Annotated in this window: 17 protein-coding genes; 6 read left to right on the forward strand and 11 right to left on the reverse strand. The window is 49.0% G+C overall.

Annotation, left to right across the window (positions count from 1 at the left end; all coding sequences use genetic code 11):
* Nucleotides 1-186 precede the first annotated feature (186 nt).
* The 3 genes from R3B84_23630 to R3B84_23640 all read right to left on the reverse strand — a co-directional run bounded on the left by R3B84_23630 (nt 187) and on the right by R3B84_23640 (nt 3091).
* Complete coding sequence (locus R3B84_23630; GenBank protein ID MEZ6143567.1) at nt 187-984, reverse strand: glycerophosphodiester phosphodiesterase; 798 nt, start codon at nt 982-984, stop codon at nt 187-189.
* A 13-nt stretch (nt 985-997) separates the two neighbouring features.
* Nucleotides 998-2143 (reverse strand): phosphonoacetaldehyde reductase, encoded by a 1146-nt coding sequence (locus R3B84_23635; protein MEZ6143568.1) that lies wholly within the window; start codon nt 2141-2143, stop codon nt 998-1000.
* A 159-nt stretch (nt 2144-2302) separates the two neighbouring features.
* A complete protein-coding gene (locus R3B84_23640) occupies nt 2303-3091 on the reverse strand; it encodes a hypothetical protein (protein MEZ6143569.1) in 789 nt (262 codons plus the stop codon).
* A gap of 130 nt (nt 3092-3221) precedes the next feature.
* On the opposite strand from R3B84_23640, the gene R3B84_23645 reads away from it, so the two are divergent.
* Complete coding sequence (locus R3B84_23645; protein ID MEZ6143570.1) at nt 3222-3911, forward strand: DNA alkylation repair protein; 690 nt, start codon at nt 3222-3224, stop codon at nt 3909-3911.
* A gap of 345 nt (nt 3912-4256) precedes the next feature.
* On the opposite strand, the gene R3B84_23650 is transcribed toward R3B84_23645, so the two are convergent.
* The 7 genes from R3B84_23650 to R3B84_23680 all read right to left on the reverse strand — a co-directional run bounded on the left by R3B84_23650 (nt 4257) and on the right by R3B84_23680 (nt 12704).
* Nucleotides 4257-4472, reverse strand: a complete 216-nt coding sequence (locus R3B84_23650; GenBank protein ID MEZ6143571.1) for a hypothetical protein — start codon at nt 4470-4472, stop codon at nt 4257-4259.
* 19 nt (nt 4473-4491) lie between these two features.
* Nucleotides 4492-5313 (reverse strand): discoidin domain-containing protein, encoded by an 822-nt coding sequence (locus R3B84_23655; protein ID MEZ6143572.1) that lies wholly within the window; start codon nt 5311-5313, stop codon nt 4492-4494.
* Between the two features lie 77 nt (nt 5314-5390).
* Entirely contained in the window at nt 5391-5942 is a 552-nt protein-coding gene (locus R3B84_23660) for a hypothetical protein (GenBank protein MEZ6143573.1), read from the reverse strand.
* Between the two features lie 1452 nt (nt 5943-7394).
* Nucleotides 7395-8240, reverse strand: a complete 846-nt coding sequence (locus tag R3B84_23665) for a hypothetical protein (GenBank protein ID MEZ6143574.1) — start codon at nt 8238-8240, stop codon at nt 7395-7397.
* Nucleotides 8221-9702 carry a glycosyltransferase family 39 protein gene (locus tag R3B84_23670; protein MEZ6143575.1) on the reverse strand — a complete coding sequence of 494 codons (1482 nt, stop codon included), beginning with the start codon at nt 9700-9702 and terminating at the stop codon, nt 8221-8223. The genes R3B84_23665 and R3B84_23670 overlap by 20 nt, the downstream gene beginning before the upstream one ends.
* Entirely contained in the window at nt 9699-11729 is a 2031-nt protein-coding gene (locus tag R3B84_23675; protein MEZ6143576.1) for an ABC transporter ATP-binding protein, read from the reverse strand. The genes R3B84_23670 and R3B84_23675 overlap by 4 nt, the downstream gene beginning before the upstream one ends.
* A gap of 288 nt (nt 11730-12017) precedes the next feature.
* Nucleotides 12018-12704 (reverse strand): nucleotidyltransferase family protein, encoded by a 687-nt coding sequence (locus R3B84_23680; protein MEZ6143577.1) that lies wholly within the window; start codon nt 12702-12704, stop codon nt 12018-12020.
* Between the two features lie 210 nt (nt 12705-12914).
* On the opposite strand from R3B84_23680, the gene R3B84_23685 reads away from it, so the two are divergent.
* The 4 genes from R3B84_23685 (at nt 12915) to R3B84_23700 (ending at nt 16131) form a co-directional block, all read left to right on the forward strand.
* Nucleotides 12915-13106, forward strand: a complete 192-nt coding sequence (locus R3B84_23685) for a hypothetical protein (protein ID MEZ6143578.1) — start codon at nt 12915-12917, stop codon at nt 13104-13106.
* 897 nt (nt 13107-14003) lie between these two features.
* Nucleotides 14004-15116, forward strand: coding sequence for a DNA polymerase III subunit beta (dnaN, locus tag R3B84_23690; GenBank protein ID MEZ6143579.1), 1113 nt, complete (start codon nt 14004-14006; stop codon nt 15114-15116).
* Between the two features lie 210 nt (nt 15117-15326).
* Nucleotides 15327-15671 (forward strand): transposase, encoded by a 345-nt coding sequence (locus R3B84_23695; GenBank protein MEZ6143580.1) that lies wholly within the window; start codon nt 15327-15329, stop codon nt 15669-15671.
* Nucleotides 15646-16131, forward strand: a complete 486-nt coding sequence (locus R3B84_23700; GenBank protein MEZ6143581.1) for an IS5 family transposase — start codon at nt 15646-15648, stop codon at nt 16129-16131. Before R3B84_23695 ends, R3B84_23700 begins: the two co-directional genes overlap by 26 nt.
* On the opposite strand, the gene R3B84_23705 is transcribed toward R3B84_23700, so the two are convergent.
* On the reverse strand, nt 16111-17481 hold the full coding sequence (locus R3B84_23705) for a hypothetical protein (GenBank protein MEZ6143582.1): 1371 nt from the start codon (nt 17479-17481) through the stop codon (nt 16111-16113). The genes R3B84_23700 and R3B84_23705 overlap by 21 nt on opposite strands.
* A gap of 279 nt (nt 17482-17760) precedes the next feature.
* On the opposite strand from R3B84_23705, the gene R3B84_23710 reads away from it, so the two are divergent.
* Entirely contained in the window at nt 17761-18357 is a 597-nt protein-coding gene (locus R3B84_23710) for a peroxiredoxin (GenBank protein MEZ6143583.1), read from the forward strand.
* The last annotated feature ends 54 nt before the right edge of the window (nt 18358-18411 follow it).

Below are 18411 nucleotides of genomic sequence, written 5' to 3' on the forward strand. Positions count from 1 at the left end.
CCCAAATTGCCAATTGGTTAAAAGTTTCCCATTTTTTGCAATCGCTATAATCGGACGTGAATTAATTTTGAACGGAACTGCCTGCTCAGTAAATACTTGCGGTGATTTTTGCTGATATGCGGTGGTGAGAGCGGATTTCAGGCATCAAATCTCCAGCCTGGGCTAAAATTAGACGGCACTTCGTGCCTACTTCTGTAACTGTTCGCGGAGCCAGCCCGGACGATCGGTGGTGATCCCTTCCACCCCCACCGCGATCATTTTTTTCGCGAGTTCCACATCATTGACTGTCCAGACGCACAATTTTAATTTGGCATCCAGAATTGCTTTGGCGTATTCTGCATCCAGAACGCTGGCATTGGCAGATAAATCCAGCCCATCCGCACCAATTTCCTTCGCTTTTTTGATCAGCGAGGCTGCGGTGGGAGCCTTTGGCTTCACTTTCGAGGTATTCAGGCTGACAATCCAATAACTGACCAGGTCTGGTCGGCGTTTTTCCATCGCAGCAATCACATCGGAATTAAAACTGATGATGACGGTTTCTTCTTTGGGTCGTTTGTTGGCTTGCAGCACCGCATCGAGCTTTTCGGCGATTTCCGGCCCACATTTCACTTCAATAAACAACCGCTTCCCCTGTGGAATCGTTTTCAGCACCTGTTGCAGCGTGGGAATCCGTTCGTTGGCAAATTTGGGCGATTTCCAACTGCCCACATCCAGTTGTTGTAATTCGGCAACGGTCATTTCGTGCACCAGCCCCGCCTTGCCTGCGGTGCGTTTCGTGTCTTTGTCGTGCAGCACCACAATTTCGCCATCTTTGCTGAGATACACATCAATTTCGGTGCCATCTGCCTGCTGCTTCCAGGAAAGTTCTACGCTTGCCAGCGTGTTTTCGGGTGCGTCAAACGACGCACCACGGTGGCCAATGATTTCAACACCAAAAGCAGGGGAAAGCAGTGTCATCAGCGTGATTGTGAAAGCAATTCTCATGAATTTATTCTCATTAAAACATATTCATTAAAAGTGGCAGCAACGCACCCACCTGCAGGCGACGTGGATTGTTGGCCACTCGTTCTGGATTAACCGCGTCGAGTAACATTGGCAGATCGCCTGCGCTGACTCCCACCTGAGACAATCGCGTGGGGCATTGTACCCGTTGAAGCAACTGCTCCCACACGGCACATGCTTGGTCTACATCTTTTGCACCCAGGATCTGCACAATTTCTGTGATACTTTGGTGAATCTTTGCTACCCCACCTGGGTGCAGGCAATCGTGGGGCCCCACCTGGGCGTTGAAACGGAGAAAGGTGCTGAAAACCATTGCCACTGCCCAACCATGGGGCACCCCGAACTTACTGGTCAGTGCGTAACTGAATGCATGTGGGCCCGTTGTTTTGCCAATGTTGATCGCCTTGCCAGCCAGGTGGGCTGCAGAAAGCATCGCCTGACGGTCCTCCATCGTGGAGTGGCAAACGGCATTTTCGAGATGTGCCCACGCCAGATGGGCTGCTTGCCGTGCATATTCCGCCGATTCCGGTGTGCCACCGACGGCCCAGAGCGATTCCAGAGCCTGGCACAGTGCGTCCAGGCCAGAGGCACTGGTAATGCCCGGCGGTAACTGTGCAGTCAGACTGGCATCCAGCACCACCATCGTGGGGAGCAGATTCGGGTGCGCCAGCGAATATTTCGCCCCATCCAGATAGATCACGGCAAAATGGGTCGCTTCACTGCCTGTGCCCGCCGTGGTGGGAATGGCAATCAGTGGTGGGCCACTGGGTGTGAACGGGATTTCCCCACGAATGTGGGCTGCTAGCTGGTCCCCCAGTGCGGCATATCGGGCAATTACTTTCGCCACATCGATGGCAGAACCCCCACCAAACGCCAGAACCAGGTCGGGCTGAAATGCCTGAAAGCTGGCAGTCCCACGCTGGACATCCTGATATTTGGGATTCGGTTCAAAATCATGAAAATGTGCCAGGTGCGATGCCGGAAAATAGCTGCCAAACAGTTCGGCTGCACCAGTAAGGTCGTAGGCGTGTCGATCCGCAATTACCAGCACGCGAAATTGCCGTTGAGGATCAATCATCGCCGGAAGTTGTTGCAAACACCCCACTTCGTGCAGTATGGCCGGTAAATGGTTGAAAGGCATGGGGTATTTCCTGTCAGTGGCCGAAGGAAGTTGTGAAACGAACAGAACAAACCGTTATTTAACGCTACGAAGCAAAAACGCCAATAAGCGATCACTGGTTGGAAGCCGGTGCCACGATAAGCAAGGTGGCACTGGCTTCCAGCCGGTGAACAAGAAAAATCAGCGGCAGGATGCCGCTGCCACAGAAATACGCAGGCCGGTTTTATCATCGGGAACGACGATACGAGCCTGGCCAGTACAACCACGCTCCTTATCGCACTTGCCAGTGGCTGAAAACAGCTTCCCAGCGGGTAAGCCAACGATCCCCAGCGAACAGTCGTATTCGTGGCGAACCGGTTTGCCAAACGTGGCATCCGTCACCAGCAGAATCTTCGGCTCACCGTAACAGCCAAACCACCAGCGATCGTGGGCAAAAGTAGCTGTCTGGATCCCCAGGTGGGTGTGGCCACTCTTGATGATGTGCTTTTTCACAAACTTGAACTTTGAGTCATATTCATAGACGTAATTTTCCTCGACCTCGGTGGGCAAACCGCCCACCACGTAGAACTGTTTGTTGCGGATGCCAATACCACCCGCACCATGAAAAACTTCCGGCACCGCGTGGCGGGCCAATTCCTTCAACGTTGCCGCTTCATACACATACACCCACGAATCCGCGTTGCCTTTCGGATCGTTGAACTTACCCAGATTCACTGCCACATAGAGTTTGCCATCCGCCTCACAAAGATCGCCATGGTGGTTGGCCACCGCTATTTTCTTCAGCAGTTTCCCTTGCAGGTCGGTTTTCACCAGCGTGGTGGTATACGACCAGTAAATCGCCTTCTGATCGACGCAAATCCCCTGCAGGTGATGGGCGTAACTTCCTTCACAAACGACATCCCGATACTCTGCACCATAGACAAGGCTGCCAACCAGCGATAGTGCCAGCACGATATGATTTCTCATCATTTTCTCATCTCCTGGGGTGTGGATGCTTCATGATTGGTTGATGTAGTAAATTGAAGTGGTAACAGACGCACCGAGAGGCTGAGAACAGCTACAATTGACGATAATTTCACAAACCGGGTGGGGTGCATTGATGAAAAAGAAAGCCAATTCTGCTGAGGTGCAGGAGATCCTGACTCAACTGAAGGCACGCACGAATGAAAAAACGTATGCCCACAACAAAAAAGATGGTGCGGGCGAGAATCAATTTGGTGTCCCACTGGGGGAGATTCGCAAACTGGCAAAAGAGCTGAAGTTAAGCCACGAACAGGCACTGTCACTGTGGGCCACCGGAAACCTGGAGGCCCGCCTTCTGGCGATTCTGGCAATGAAGCCGAAGTCCTTATCTGCTAAGGAGTTGGATCAAATGATCCGCGAGGCCAATCAGGTTCAGGTGGCCGACTGGTTCAATGCCTACGTGGTGAAAAATCATCCCGATAAGGACACTTTTCGTGAAAGCTGGATGGACGATGCCGACCCATGGGCCGCACGTGCCGGCTGGGCGTTAACTTCTTCTCTGATTGTGAAAGATTCTTCAGAATTGGACCTTCCTGCACTGTTGGATCGGCTGGAAGCGGAAATGGCCACCGCCCCACCCATGGTGCAATGGACGATGAACTTCTGCCTGGGCCACATTGGCATTCACCACGCCCAGTACCGCACGCGGGCGTTGGCAATTGGCGAAAAACTGGGATTGTACCGGGACTATCCCGTTTCCAAAGGCTGCACCCCACCGTATGTACCGATCTGGGTGAATGAAATGGTCAAACGTGCGGAAAAGTAATGTCGCAGGATATTAATTTGGGATGTAGTATGTCCCGCCACCATCATTCGTGATGCCAAGGTTGCGTTCACCGGTGAAGGCAGAATCCTCAAAGTACAACCTATTACCTGTTACCCACTTGAAACCGTCATTCCCGCGAAGGCGGGAATCCAGGGCAGAAACTTGAATCTTGAGACGGCCTTACAGGCCTTCGGAAATTGGAAACTTCCAATCCTGGCCCTCACGGACCAGGCTAAGACTAGACGGCACTTCGTGCCTGAAGCATGGACGCTTTTTGCCTTCAGACGGTTACACCAACCATCATTCCCGCGAAGGCAGAAAACTCAACGTACAACCTAGCGCCTGTTACCCACTTGAAAACGTCATTCCCGCGAAGGCGGGAATCCAGGGACAGCTCAAGCTATCAACAATAAACTGCTTTCCACTTGAAACCGTCATTCCCGCGAAGGCGGGAATCCAGGGCAGAAACTTGAACTGGCATCGCATCATCTGCTCTGTAAGCAGATGGCGTAAGCCGCGGTGCCCATAAATTGCCATGTTGGGCAATTGTTGATAACGCATTAAACGTTTCTATCAATTCTTAGTGTCCATCAATTGCAATCTCGAACCAGGAAACCCAGCTAAATGACCGTGTGGTTCGAATCTGGATGTAGCGAGCCTTCATGCCCAACGGAAATCCAAAATGCAGTTCATCGTATTTTCTGTAGACGCCATTGAACGTGTGTACCAAGTTACCCTGTTGCCGAGTTTCACCCATTGGGTCGTCAGAAACCCATAATTCAACGGTCTGTGGGCCACCTGAAGTGTTGAGCAACAGGCGAATTTCACTAAGAGTAACGGACTTGCCCATATCAGCTTCCAGCCATGCAGGGGCACCTTTACCAGCATTCCAGCAAGTATTCAGATTTGAATCGAAAGCACTTTTTCCATCATTCTTATCCCAGATTGAGCTTGTATTCACGGCCACAACTTCTAATGTGCCCCACATAAATTGAACATCATCCGGATTGTTTCTGGCGGGAAGGTCAGTGAAGCGCATTTCTGGCCGGAAACCATTTTCTTCTACATGGTTATTCTCGGTTGTGCTTGAGAACGTCATGTAACCAGCAAAGGATGAAGCCATGGGAGCTGAGATTATGGTGAGAACGGCAGTAACAACAAGTAATAACAATTGTGGATATTGATTGAAATACTTAAAGGGAAATGAAACAAGATCGACACCGCCCAGGTAATTGGTGGGTTCTTCATTTTCAACCTTTGATGCACATTTCGTGAAAACAATAGTCGCACAGAATAGTCCCAGGCCATAAAGTATGCCTACAAGAAAGACAACACGCATAAAGGCGGCAAGCAGAACCAGGAGGATGGCGAGGCCAATCCCGGTAACGGTGGCTTTCCACAACAGTTTTTTCCAGTCGTTTATTCCTTCTTCATTGTCGTAATAGCTCACGCAGTTCTCCAGTAATCTGTGCTCAGAAATCAAACATCATACTTTGGATAGGCGACCATTTCAGCATCACCATCATCGTGTTCTTCGCCTTTATAAAATTTGCAATAAATGTAGGGCTTAGTAAGCTTCCCGTCTGGCAGGAACTTGTAATAAACGGAAATACAGACGAAGTAAGCCTTGTATTTTTTTCCAGTAATCCACTTCGGAATTCTAACGGGATATCGATTACCGTATTCAGTCCTTACAACGGTTTCGATGATTTGCTCATCAACTGCATCATTGTCTCTTGCCTTAAAATGGCGAATCGCTTCAGCCCACTCTTGTAACTTCTCTTCCAAATCAGATACGTCATCCAACGTGCAGACGAACATAGCAGGCAACGAGTCATGTTCACTGCTTTTACGGAAAAGATTTTCATTTGCGAATACGAGCCAGGCTTTGACAATCTCGCCCTCGCGCTCAAGTTTCGCTTTAAGTGCTGTTAGAAAGCCGAGTAGATTGACTAAATACACGAAGCAAAAGAGTACAAAACCGACGATTACCAGAATGGCAAAAGAGCCGAGTATTGGCCAAATTAACATAGTCACCAAGTGGGAAACTGTGGATTATTGACATGTCCTGACGCTGCAGGTTATATGGTACAGTATGAGGAACACAAATCTTGGTTCAGTATACCCAATACATCCCTGGGACACAATTGAAAAACTAACTCTGTCCGCGCACAAAGTAGGTTTGAATCCCACATTTCTCTAACGCAGTTAGGGAAGACGGCACTTCGTGCCTGAAGCATGGACGCTGTTTGCCTTCAGACGATTGTCAAAAAAACGTCATTCCCGTGAAGGCAGAAAACTCAAAGTAGATCCTAGCACCTGTTATCCAATTGAAACAGTCATTCCCGCGAAGGCGGGAATCCATGGGAGGAAATTTGAATCTTGAGACGGCCTTACAGGCCTTCGGTAATTGAAAACTTCCATCCCTGGCCCTCACGGACCAGGCTAAGACTAGACGGCACTTCGTGCCTGAAGCATTGCCGTTGTTTCCTTCGTACGGTTGCAACAACAACCGTCATTCCCCACGAAGGCAGAAAACTCAAACTACAACCTATTACCGGTTACCCTCTTGAAACCGTCATTCCCGCGAAGGCGGGAATCCAGGGCAGAAACTCGAACTGGCATGGAGAAAACCTGTTGTGGATCATGTATCTTTTCTTAACAAAATATTTGCGATCAATAAATCAAAAAACGTCTTGTAATCGTCTAATTTCATCGTTATTCTGATCTTGGCGACTTGTCGAGCGTCCATGTGTCTGAGGCCAACACGCAAAACAATCAGTCCTAGAATTAAAATTGATTATGAATTGCTATTCAGTTAGCAGTTCTAAATTGTATCTATGAATTGTAATTGCATCAGAAAAATTAGTTTGTATTACTGGGCATTTGAAATAGTGTTTTAGCGCCTGTCCATTTGTCCAAGGGACATCTCCATATCCAGTATACGCTATGCAATCAACAAGATCGAATTCAAAAAAAACGATTACTGATCGACTATGTTTGATGTAGCCAACCACCCATCTCTTGTTAATTTCTACAAATTCTGCCTCTGAGTCTACAGGTTGGACTCTCGTTGACTTCCCTATGAAAGATGTCTTTTTCTCCATGGTAGAGCGATCTAAAATGGTTAGTTTGTACGCAATTACATCAATATCTGATCGAACATTTTTAATCGTAAATCGAAATGTATTTGTTTCAAAGCGCAATTCACTTGAGCTATCGTCACATGCGGATAGCAACATACAATTGAGCATAACAATCAATTTTTTCATCGGAATTGATTGGATCATTTTTGACTCACAGTCTCGGTTAGAATGAGGACTATCCGATCTTTTTTCGTCTGTGCCATCGTCAAGTTTACAAGAAATTCCCTTGCTGGCGCTGCGGGCTATGCTCTATCGGAAAATCGAATACTTCGAACATATTTCACCCTGGACTGATGGGAATAAAGTTCTCCGAAACAGATCAGCGTTTGTTGATCAACTATTCCGGTACTGGTTCGGCCAGTTCCTGGGTGGGGGATGGTTTTGCATTCTGATCTACCAGCAATGGGATTGGCGAGCGGAATTTCGGCTGGCGGAAGAGTTTCCAAAGATCGGCGTTGACATCACCCCCCTGCCAGGCCGTCAGTGGGGCGGAAAGGTCGATTTCGTCCATTGTGCAGCCTAGAAAATTCGCTTTCGCCAGCAATTCAGCCCACAGGAACGGGCCGAATGACTGAAAACTCATTTTTTCCAGCACCGTGCGGCGAAACAGCTTCAGTGGGCTGAACGGATCGAAAAAGTGCACACTGAACATCCAGCGAATTTTGCGTTTCAACTGTTCGTATTCTGGCCCATACCATGCGGCAGGTGGGCTGGCCCAATAGCCAAACACAATCCGTAACCAGATGCTCCACAAGTACTTACGGCGTTTTTTCCATTTCGGCAGTGCGATCCCTCTACGGCGAGTGCTGACCACAGAGACCTGTTCACCCGTTATCTCGTTTAACAGCGGTAACGCACCAAACATGGAGTGCACTTCGGCCCGCGTGGGGTTGATCTGGGCATCGGCCACCAGAACCAGTGGGTACTGACTGCGCTGCACCGCCTCGGTGAGCATTTCTGCAGCACCCGTTTCTTTGGGGAAGTGCAATACGTGGATATTGTCCTGGATGCTGTCGCACCGCACCTGATTTTCATCGGCAGGCTGGCACAGAATGAATTCCCACGTGGTTTTGAAGGCATCCTGCAATTGCAGCCAGCGTTTTACCACCGGATCTGTTGCAAATGGCGTGCTCAACCCCAGAATGATGAGAGAAACACGATCTTCAGCGGTGGGAGATGCCATCAATTTCCCTTATGGTGATCAAGGCTACCGGACGGTGCTGTGGCCTGCCGTTCCAGGTAGTATTTTGTACCAGCACATGCAATTGCCTACCAAACAGCGCCTGTAAGTCCGGCAAGGCACCCAGCCGGGCAATGACGTACAAATCGCCTGGTAAGGCGGCCTGTGCTGCAATATCAGTATACGAGGTCATTGTGAGAAATGGCTGATGCAGATGGTAGGCTAATTGGTGCGATTCCACCTGAAAAAATATTACCTTGCTGTCGGTGGGCTTGTGGCGAACGATTTCTGCGGCAAACGAAGCCAGTTGGTGCTTTTCTTCCATTTTTCGCGTCACCACGTGGTCGAATACCTGCCAACCCACCGGATAGATTGCGATGATCGTCCAGAAACTGATTCTGATGAACCTTCCCCACGTGCGGTGGGCAATTTCGCTGGCAATGCCGATTCCCGACAGGATGGCCAGACCAGGAAACAGTGGCAGCAGATAATCGGCTCGTTTGAAACTGGCCAGCGACAGTAACAGAAACATTCCCCCCACCCAGCAGGCGGTGAAACGTGCTTGCGGATCGCCCCAAGTACTTTTCCGGTAACAGGTTACGAACAAGGCCGCAGTCCAGGGGAGAAAATCAATCAGTATCCGTGGCAGATAATACCACAGTGGGTAGCTGGCAAGTGCTTCCTGCTGACCAGTGGCACGCGCCAGGTGGTGGTACAGAAAGAATTCACGCGTAAATGCCCCATCGGTGCGTGTGTGGGCCAGAATGTACCAGGGTGCTGCCAGGAGAATCCCAATCAGACATGCAATTGATAGTTTGAATAACCATTGCCAACGGAATGTTCGGTATTGCAACAACCACCATGGGCCAAGGGTTGTGGCCACCAATACCAGGGCAATCGGGCCTTTCAACAACAGCCCACCTGCCAGGAAAAGGGAGGCGAGCATTAGGCGGACTGTGGAAACATTCTTTTCGTAAAATATTACCAGAAAAGAAGTTACAGCGAATGTTAATGGGAGATCAATTCGCCCCACCTGGGCCGTACCTGCGAAACGGATACTGGTAACCAGCACAAGGGGTGCGATCCAACTGGCAGCACGTTTCCCGTGTCGGAACAGGAATCGGTGGATAACGATCATGCACCCAAATGCCGCCAGCACTGCTGGTAACCTCACGCAGATGGGCGAAACGACACGCTCATTCAGAATGGCAATGCCAGCAACCATCCAGTAGTATCCGGGCGGTTTCTGCAGTTCGGGCGTGCCATCAGGTAAGTGGGGAATGACCCACTGGCTTTGTTCCAGCATACTGCGGGCATTCAGTGCGGCACGTGCTTCGTGACTGGCCCAAAGCCCACGTGAATTGAGGCTGGGCAATAAAATTAATGCCCCATAGAAAATTTGCAGCGCCAAGATGAAGGTGGAACGCTGATACCAGCGAAGTGACGTGGGATCCTGCACCATCATGATGATTGTGAGTGACGGAAGTTCCCATGGGCGTGATACAATTGTTGGAATATTGGACAGGTTTCCAACAGTTCCGCGTGGGTGCCTGCTGCCACCAACTGGTGGTTATCAATCACGATGATGCGATCGGCGATGTCCAGAGTGTGCATTTTGTGGGTAATAAAGAAAGTGGTGCGGCCTTTTTTGAATTCTGCCAGTGCTTTGTGAATCACCGCATCGGAAACCGGATCAATGGCACTGGAAAATTCATCCAGAATCAGGATGGACGGATCGCGCAGAATTGCTCGCGACAGGGCAATCCGCTGTTTCTGCCCACCGGAAAGGCTGTTACCCAGGTCGCCCGCCAGCGTGTCATAGCCCTGGGGCAGTTGTACAATAAATTCGTGGGCACCCGCCAGAATCGAAGCGGCTTCAATCGCTTCTTTTCCCTGTCGGCGACTGCCATAGCGGATGTTGTTGTAGATCGTATCGTCGAACAGAATCGGGTCCTGCGTTACCAGAGCAATTTGCCTCCGGAGGCTGCGGAGATTCGCTTTCCGAATATCGATGCCATCGATCAGAATAGAACCGTGGTCCGGATCGTAGAAGCGTGGTAACAGGTTTAATAAGGTCGATTTACCACTTCCGTTCGCACCCACGATACCAATGCATTCCCCCGCCTTCACTTCGAAGCAAATGTTCGTAAGTACTTGTTTTTCAGGCACATAGGAAAAGCAGACATTCTGAAAAACCACACTTTCGGTATGGCGGTTCAGGCGGGGCCCATCTTCATTCGCTTTCACGCTCGGTGCGATATCAATGGTGCTGTACACACGGTCGGCTGCTGCTGCCGCTGCCTGCACTTTCGTATAGACACTGGATAGTTTTCGTACCGGATCGGCCATCCCTGCCAGATAGGCATACAGCTGCAGTAAAGCACCCGTTTCCAGCAGGCTGGTGGTAAACTGCACGCCGAAGATCCGTTTCTGGCCATTCAGCACCAGATACGCACCGGCCAGCAGTGCCAGCGACATCGCCATCACGCCCACCAGTTCAATCAGTGGGCTGGTAAGGGCATCAATCGTGGTCACGCGAATTACTCGCTGGGAGTATTCGTTGGCCGCGCGGCTGAAACGCCGGCGTTCGTAAGGTTCCATGGTGAAAGCCTTTACGACACGAATGCTTTGGAATGCTTCTTTGAGCACTTTGTAGATGTTGCCCATCCGTTCCAGCACACGACGAGACGCACGTTTCATCATTTTGCTGGCGGTGGTCATCACATAAAGTGCCATGGGCACAATCACCAGGAACAGCAAGGTCAACTGCCAGGAAATATAGCAGGCCAGAATGACGCACGATAAAGCCCGCAGTGGTTCGGCCACGACCCGCCCGTAAAGCAACTTCAGGCCGTTACCCATCACTTCAATGTCGTTGGTGAAGCGGGACATCAGGTCAGCAGAGCCACCTTCCTGAAGCTGGCGTAGATCCTGGTGCAGTGCTTTGTGAAAGAAATGGTTTCGTAAATTCCGTGTGGTGCGGTGCACTACAATCCCTACCAGGGTTTCCTGGGCGAATTCAAAGACTCCTTTCAGAGCCACTGCAACGATCACCATGCCCAGGATCCAGGCTAGTGTCTTAAACCGATCCGTGGGGAGATGCCGAATTACGTGGTGCTTCAACTGTTGAAAACGCCACTGCCGGGTCTGTGCTGTTGAAAGACGGTCCTGCACACGGTTCAGATCATCGGTGAGTTCGTGTTCTGTTTGTTCGGATCGTTGTTCTGGTGGTAATCGTTCGAACGCTGCCTGACGTTCTTTGATATCGGCAAGTTCTTTTTCACGACCATCAATTTCAGCAGTGTAACTGTTGATTCGCTGGTCGACCCACGACTGCATATTGGAATCGTTGCCCAGAATTTGTAACACTGGGTAAACTGCGGAAATATTCAGACCCCAGAGGGCTCCCGCAATCAACGCGAATACCACCGACAGGATAATACGACCGCGATACAACCACGACGCCCGCATTACACGAAGAAAATTTTTCATAGCTGCAAACAATCAACGCCTGCAGGTGGGGTGAACCCACAATCAGACGTACTCCCATCGGCTTAATGGGTTTTGTTGTACCGCATTTGGAAATTCCGTACAAGGGAGACTTCTCCCACGTGGCGAAAATGGAGAATCTGGGTAATTTAATTTAACTTTTAATTAAGATTCTTTGTACAAAGAATCTTAACAGCAAAATAAATGATACGTAAGACAATTTCCCCAATCGTATTTGAAATCATTTGTTTGGTGTCTGTTTTCTGACACGGATGGGGCACTTGCACCTCACTACTTCTGGGTGGGGCTTAGATCCGCAGTTTCTGCTGCCTGCCACGCTTCGATGGTGCCAATCGGGAACCAGAATGAAGCCCGTTCCACATAAAACGGCTGCTGTGCGGCAAGTTTTGCCACCGTTTCGGTAATTTCGTATTCATTTCGCACCGACAGCGTCAGTGGGATGTCAAAAGCAGACTTCGGGAACAGGTACGCACCGATGTTTGCCAGTTGTGGGCCATTCAGGTCGGGCTTTTCCTGCATTTCCGCCAACGTGCCATCCGGGTGGCAGAATACAATACCAAATTTCCGTGGCTCCGCCACAGTTTGGGTCAGAATGGCGGCAGAATGACTGCTCATGCGGTGCAGGTCGGCAGCACTGTACAAGTCGTCGCCATTCAGCACTAACACGTGGTCGCTTTCCACCTGATCGCGACAGGACAAAAAGGCATCCCCCGTCCCACGTGGGATCGACTGATGAACTGTACACCAATTGGCAACGTGCGTTTGTTGCTGCAAATAGGCTTCAATCTGTTCCGCCAGGTAGTTGACCACCACAATCAGGCGGTTGACTGGTGGCAAACCAGCAATAGTCCAGTCCAGAATTGGCCGTCCTTGAACCGGCAACAACGGCTTTGGCACGTGCTCCGTGTGGGGGCGGAGACGAGTTCCGAACCCTGCAGCCAAAATAATCGCATCCATCCCATCACCTCTATTGTGCGACTCGCACTTAATCTACCTAAATTATCTGTTTCCACCACCGAAACGGGAATAATGGGTAAAGTCGGCGATTCAGATCAACCGAAATAAGTGGAGGAAAATAGGAAATTGGCGGAAAATGCCAACGCCGCATTTTTAATGAGTGAAAGAATTCTCATTACTAACCGGTGGTAAAACCAAGGAGGGTTTTTGATGAAACGCGTTGCATGTTTGATTGTTGCCGGTTTAATGGTGATCAGTATTGGTTGCAAACACACCGCAGGTGGCTGCGATTGCCAGCCAGTTCCCGGTGATTCAACCGGAAATGTCCCCCATCCTACTTACCCCATGAGTAGTGACGCTCCCGTGACCGTTACTCCTACTGTGGTGACTCCCGGAAAATAGTTGCCAGTTCGTTGGTATTCGCTCGGAATGACACCCCAGCACGTACCCCACTCTGACCATGCAGAGTATCCAGCTTTTCATTGCCCGCCGGCGTGAAACGATGGGATTGGGGAAGTAGCAGGGGTGTCATTTTTTTATGCGCTGAGCTGAGCCCCACATTTCAGCTCCCCACGTGCGACAATTTTCGATTTTCAGAAAAATTTCAGAAATTTGTTTCGATTGTGCAGACATTCCGCACTACACTAGCTCAGGTGAGACTTTCTGTGCGGAAGCGATTATCATAACTGCTTGTCAGATAAGCAGTTATAGTTAATCTGATATTTTAAATATTATCTGAATAATCCATATTTTCTTCACAGAATCCATACACAATCCACATAATCTCACCCACCGTCAGTGGCAGTATCATTGTGGATAACTTGTCACTAACCTGGCGCGCGGCTGTTGCTTTCAGTTACTGAAATGGCCCCACTTTTGGGGGTCGAAATTCACCGCCCAATCGCGCGCCGATCAACGACAGGAATCTGCCAGACTGGAAACAAGTTATCCACAATGCCTGTTCAAACGCTAACTGGTTACCATTTCAGTACTTGCAGCCTTCCAGACACCAGAAACAGACAATTTTGCACATCTCTTTACTACTGCTACGATAGTTTTAAATTTGTAAAGGAATTTATTAAGACAGCAAGCCAGGTCAGCAAAACAACCCACGGTGGGAAAGAGACCAGAACAAACCCTCCAATCTTACCCAAGTTCCGTATATCAAAGATACTTGAACTTCTGCAAGAGAATAGAGCACTGTGGGCACCAGAAGGTTTCCCACGGTGGCTTTCGCATGACGCACGGCAACAGAACGGATTCACAAGATCTACACCCAACGATGAAGTGAGTTTCCAGATGATTGTCGATAGCATGCGGGATGGGCTGTTAAACGCGTGCCAGGTGGTTTCGGTGGCTTTGCCAGCACGTTCACCCATGCCGATTTATTCCAAGATCAAGGCAATTGCTGCGGGCGACACCTTAACCCTGATGGCGACCGATCTGGAAGTGGGCATCCGCTACGAGCTGAAAGGTGTGCGGATTGAAGAAAATGGCCAGGCAGTGTGGCCGCCCGATCGCCTGATCAGCATTTTGAAAGAAACCAAATCCGATTCGATCCATATCGAATGCAGCGAAGATAAAGCGAAAATCCGCACCAATAACGGTCGGTATCAGATATCTCTGGAAGATCCCACCACTTATTCCGATGTGGATGAACTGGGTCAGGAAGAGAACTGGTTCGAAATGGAAGCGGCGATGGTGCAGCGAATGATTCGCTATTCCAGTTTTGCCGCCAGTAAGGAAGAAGGCAAATATGCCATGCGTGCCACCTTGTGGGAAATTACCGGCAAGCAGTTGCGGATGGTCACCACCGATGGTAAACGGATGGCTCTGGTACAGGGGGAATGTCAGCCCCACGGTGAGAATCCGGAAAATGTCAGTGCATTGCTACCCGCCAAAGCGGTGCAATTATTAGACCGCCTGTTGAGCGAAGGGGATCCGGAACAGCAGATCAAAGCCTGTTTTCGACCAAACAGTGCCTTTTTTGTCTCCGATAAAGCCACCATTTCTACCCGCCTGGCGGAAGGTCGGTTCCCACCGTACGGGAATGTGATTCCCAGAAAGTTTGAACAGCAGATCACCCTGCCCGTGGGGCTATTTCTGACATCGATTCGGCAGGCAGCCGTGATGACCGACCAGGAAAGTAAACGGGTGGAGTTACATTTTGCCGCTGGCAAAGTGAAACTGAATGCCCGTGGCACCGAAACGGGTGAATCCGATGTGGTGATGGACCTGCCAGAGTATGCAGAAGAGCCATTAAAGATTATGTTCGATTCTTCCTACCTGATGGACTTTCTGCGGGTGCTGGATCCCGCACAGGAAGTAACGCTGCAAATTGTCGATCCGAAGAAAGCGGTGCTGTTTGAAGTTTCCAGCGACTACCAGTACATGCTGGTACCACTGATTTGATGCACATGGAGAGGTTCAACGACTTCCACCCACCATTCGAATTACGCACACCAGAATAGTTTATTCTTCGGGCAATTGCCACGGGATACGGATAAGGGTGGATTGAAAATCTCTCTCATCATCTTTGCTGTCTTCTAGGGCGTGTTGACGAATCGGAATTTCTCTCTAAACCCTTTCATTACAGGCACTTAACGTCAAGGCAGGCGCATCATGAGAGCAATGCTTACACCCAAAATTTGGGCAATTTTTAGGCCATTGGTCGAACGAGCCAAGAGATCCGCTGCTGGGGCAAAGCCAAAACTTACTGATCTTATGTTCCTTGAGGCACTGTTATTTCTTATCAGAACTGGGCTTCCTTGGAGAGATTTACCTTCAAGATTTGGCGACTGGAATGCAGTTTATCAGCGGTTCAAACGTTGGCGTGAAAACAATGTTTTTCAGCGACTTTTTGAGGACATGCCGAAAGATACACCACTGGAAAACATCAAACGAATATTCATCGATAGCTCAGTAGTTCGAGCACATCAACATGCTGCTGGCGGCAAAAACTGGTGACGACGATGATCAGGATCTTGGGAGAAGTAGAGGGGGATTGAGTACGAAGATTCACGTTGCATGTCTTGACGAAAACACGTTAATCGCAGTGGAAGTAACTCCTGGACAAGCTGGAGATGCACCTGAATTCGACAATCTGTTTGATGAAAGCATCATACAAGTTCCTGATATCGAGGAAGTTGTTGCAGATAAAGCTTATGATAGCGATAGTATCCGATCAAAAGTGATCGAAGAAGGGGATATTCCAGTACATATCCCAAACAAATCAAATGCGAAGGAAGAATGGCCAATCGACAAAGAAGCTTACAAAAGCCGGAACAAAATAGAAAGATTCTTTAATAAATTGAAGCAATTTCGAAGAATTGCAACTCGATACGACAAATTGTCAGACTGCTTTCTGAGCTTCATTCATCTGGCTGCTACGTTCATCAAATGCCGTTCATTCGTCAACAGAACCTAGTCTTATACCACCAAGTCTTGCTTGTTCCAGGTGTGGTTTCCATTTTTCTTCGATTCCGAGGCTACAAAGTATATATCCCTGGTTCCAGCGCTCATAATGCAGTTGCTTGCCAGTGTAGATATCCAGTGTTACATCGACAGGCAATTTGAGATCGATCAGCTTCTCAGGATATTTTCCTTCCCTTGCTTGATATTCTGCAATAGCAAAAGCGATCTGAGTACTTTTCAGAAGATTTCTTCGTCGTGATGCGGACCTTTCAATTGAGTAGATGGTGTACAAGTGTTTTTGAAGCATCCATTGTCCAATCATTTCAGATCGTTTTGTGATCCCATGAAGCTGCATTTTCCATGGAATAAAGTGAATAGTAAAATTCTCTTTTTTAATTTTTTCCATTGCCTCAAATCTGTCGCTATTGTCTGGAATACTCATAGCAACAACGATGCGATCAATTTTTGCATTGACCCTGCGAAGCAAAGAATCAAAATCTATTGATCGCTGAACCATCCGTTCATAAAATTCCGCATCATCTACAACATGATATTTTTTAGAAGAGTATTGGAAATTTTTCGCTGCATAAACTACTTGAATCGTATCCAGAATAATCAACCGTTCGTGTTGATCCAGAACAAAGGCGGGAGATGCTGGTGTGGGGAGTTTGTTCAGAAACTCTGCTTTTACTTTGATCTGATCGACAGACCAGGTTTGCGTGCTTAGAAGAACTTCATAGCCTTTAATCGCAATGCGCTCGATCGATAACCCGATCAGATCTTCCATAAAGCCACTTGGATTACTTTGAATCAGTCTACCCATCCGATGAATGGTATAAAAGTCGTTCCAGGCGTCATCGAAGCGTTTTTCCTGGATCGCATTCATCGCCCGCATATTGAGAAAGTTTGCAGCTTCTCTCTGCCTGTTGAGAAAATCGACTATTCCAACATCGATTGAAGTATGCTTTTCTGGAACATTCGTAGTAACTACGGGATGAAAATATTTTGTGCGCTCTGCCGCTTTACTGAGAATTTGCAGTGGTTCCTGATTCGCCTGTAAGAATTCGGCTTCATCCGGAAAATCGATTTTAGCCCATGGCTGCATGCATTTTTCAGTTATTACATATATTTTAAGATCTGGATATTCAGAACCAGTAATTGCGTAACGTTGCAGGAATGGAGCGTTTTCTTTCGGTTCTTCAATCTCGAGCCAACGATAAAACTCTGGCGGCTTCCTGGTCAATTCCTGGTTCGGCGGAATCACTTGCGCCATCAGCGCCATCGCGTTTTCTTCCGGCTTGATATCCCCCTTTAACTGTTCGTTCAGTCCGGTGGCGTAGTCCACATTCCCCTGATCATCCACTTTGGTGATCCGTGTGGTCTCGTAACTGACTGTGCGGTAAAACTGGGCTGGCCAGAAAATATACAGCAGCAGGATCAACAACAGGATTCCTGCCAGCCGCCACTTCTTACGGAAAATTTTTTTCATGCAGGCAACTTCAATATTGAAACAGATTGACGACTATCCTATCAGTCACCGTGGCTAAAGCGAAATCTCAGATGTCACCCCGTCGGGCTGGGGCCGGGGGACACTTTCCCCGCTACGGTGCTTGCATTCTTGCCTGCGATATGAATAATAGAGGTGCTTCGACTTGAAACACACCTGAACTCCCACGCGGAAGCACGTGGGGGATTCCCTCGGGAGCGACAACAAATGAGATTATTTTCACTAATGGTGCTGACCGCATCAATCGTGCTGGGCATTTCCACCTCACGTGGGCTGGCACAACCCAAAGAAGGCGATGCCATTCCGCCGCTGGAAGTCCTTGCTACCAAAGCAGATAAGGCCGTCAGCACCGCCAAAGACGGCAAGTTTAATCTGAAAGACCTCAAAGGCAAAAAAGTGGTGCTGTTCTACTTCCCCAAAGCAATGACCCGTGGCTGCACCATCGAGTCGTGCGGCTTCCGCGATATGATCGAAGCCTTCGACAAAGAGAACACCGTGGTTATCGGCTTCAGTGCCGACAAACTTTCGGCACAGGAACAGTTTACCGAAAAAGAAAAGCTGAATTTCCCACTGATTGCCGATTCTGAGAAAAAATTAATGACCGCGCTGGGCGTGAAAGGACGAGCCACCTGGATTTTTGACAGTGAAGGGAAACTGGCCAAAGTGATCACCAAGGTTTCTGTTCAGGGCCACCCCAAAGAGTGCCTGGATGTGGTCAAAGGCCTGAAGTAATCCCCACGGTGGGGCCTAAAGCCTACTAAATTGATAGGTTTTGTTAGTTTCATT

Origin of the sequence: Zavarzinella sp., from assembly GCA_041399155.1 — a bacterium.
GTDB lineage: Bacteria > Planctomycetota > Planctomycetia > Gemmatales > Gemmataceae > JAWKTI01.

Coding starts and splice junctions, on each gene's coding strand:
- R3B84_23670 (MEZ6143575.1), bottom strand. CDS start 9,702: ATGATGGTGCAGGATCCCACGTCACTTCGCTGGTATCAGCGTTCCACC.
- R3B84_23660 (MEZ6143573.1), bottom strand. CDS start 5,942: ATGTTAATTTGGCCAATACTCGGCTCTTTTGCCATTCTGGTAATCGTC.
- dnaN (MEZ6143579.1), top strand. CDS start 14,004: ATGATTGTCGATAGCATGCGGGATGGGCTGTTAAACGCGTGCCAGGTG.
- R3B84_23645 (MEZ6143570.1), top strand. CDS start 3,222: ATGAAAAAGAAAGCCAATTCTGCTGAGGTGCAGGAGATCCTGACTCAA.
- R3B84_23640 (MEZ6143569.1), bottom strand. CDS start 3,091: ATGATGAGAAATCATATCGTGCTGGCACTATCGCTGGTTGGCAGCCTT.
- R3B84_23695 (MEZ6143580.1), top strand. CDS start 15,327: ATGAGAGCAATGCTTACACCCAAAATTTGGGCAATTTTTAGGCCATTG.
- R3B84_23665 (MEZ6143574.1), bottom strand. CDS start 8,240: ATGGCATCTCCCACCGCTGAAGATCGTGTTTCTCTCATCATTCTGGGG.
- R3B84_23650 (MEZ6143571.1), bottom strand. CDS start 4,472: ATGCGTTATCAACAATTGCCCAACATGGCAATTTATGGGCACCGCGGC.
- R3B84_23680 (MEZ6143577.1), bottom strand. CDS start 12,704: ATGGATGCGATTATTTTGGCTGCAGGGTTCGGAACTCGTCTCCGCCCC.
- R3B84_23700 (MEZ6143581.1), top strand. CDS start 15,646: ATGCTGCTGGCGGCAAAAACTGGTGACGACGATGATCAGGATCTTGGG.
- R3B84_23685 (MEZ6143578.1), top strand. CDS start 12,915: ATGAAACGCGTTGCATGTTTGATTGTTGCCGGTTTAATGGTGATCAGT.
- R3B84_23635 (MEZ6143568.1), bottom strand. CDS start 2,143: ATGCCTTTCAACCATTTACCGGCCATACTGCACGAAGTGGGGTGTTTG.
- R3B84_23675 (MEZ6143576.1), bottom strand. CDS start 11,729: ATGAAAAATTTTCTTCGTGTAATGCGGGCGTCGTGGTTGTATCGCGGT.
- R3B84_23630 (MEZ6143567.1), bottom strand. CDS start 984: ATGAGAATTGCTTTCACAATCACGCTGATGACACTGCTTTCCCCTGCT.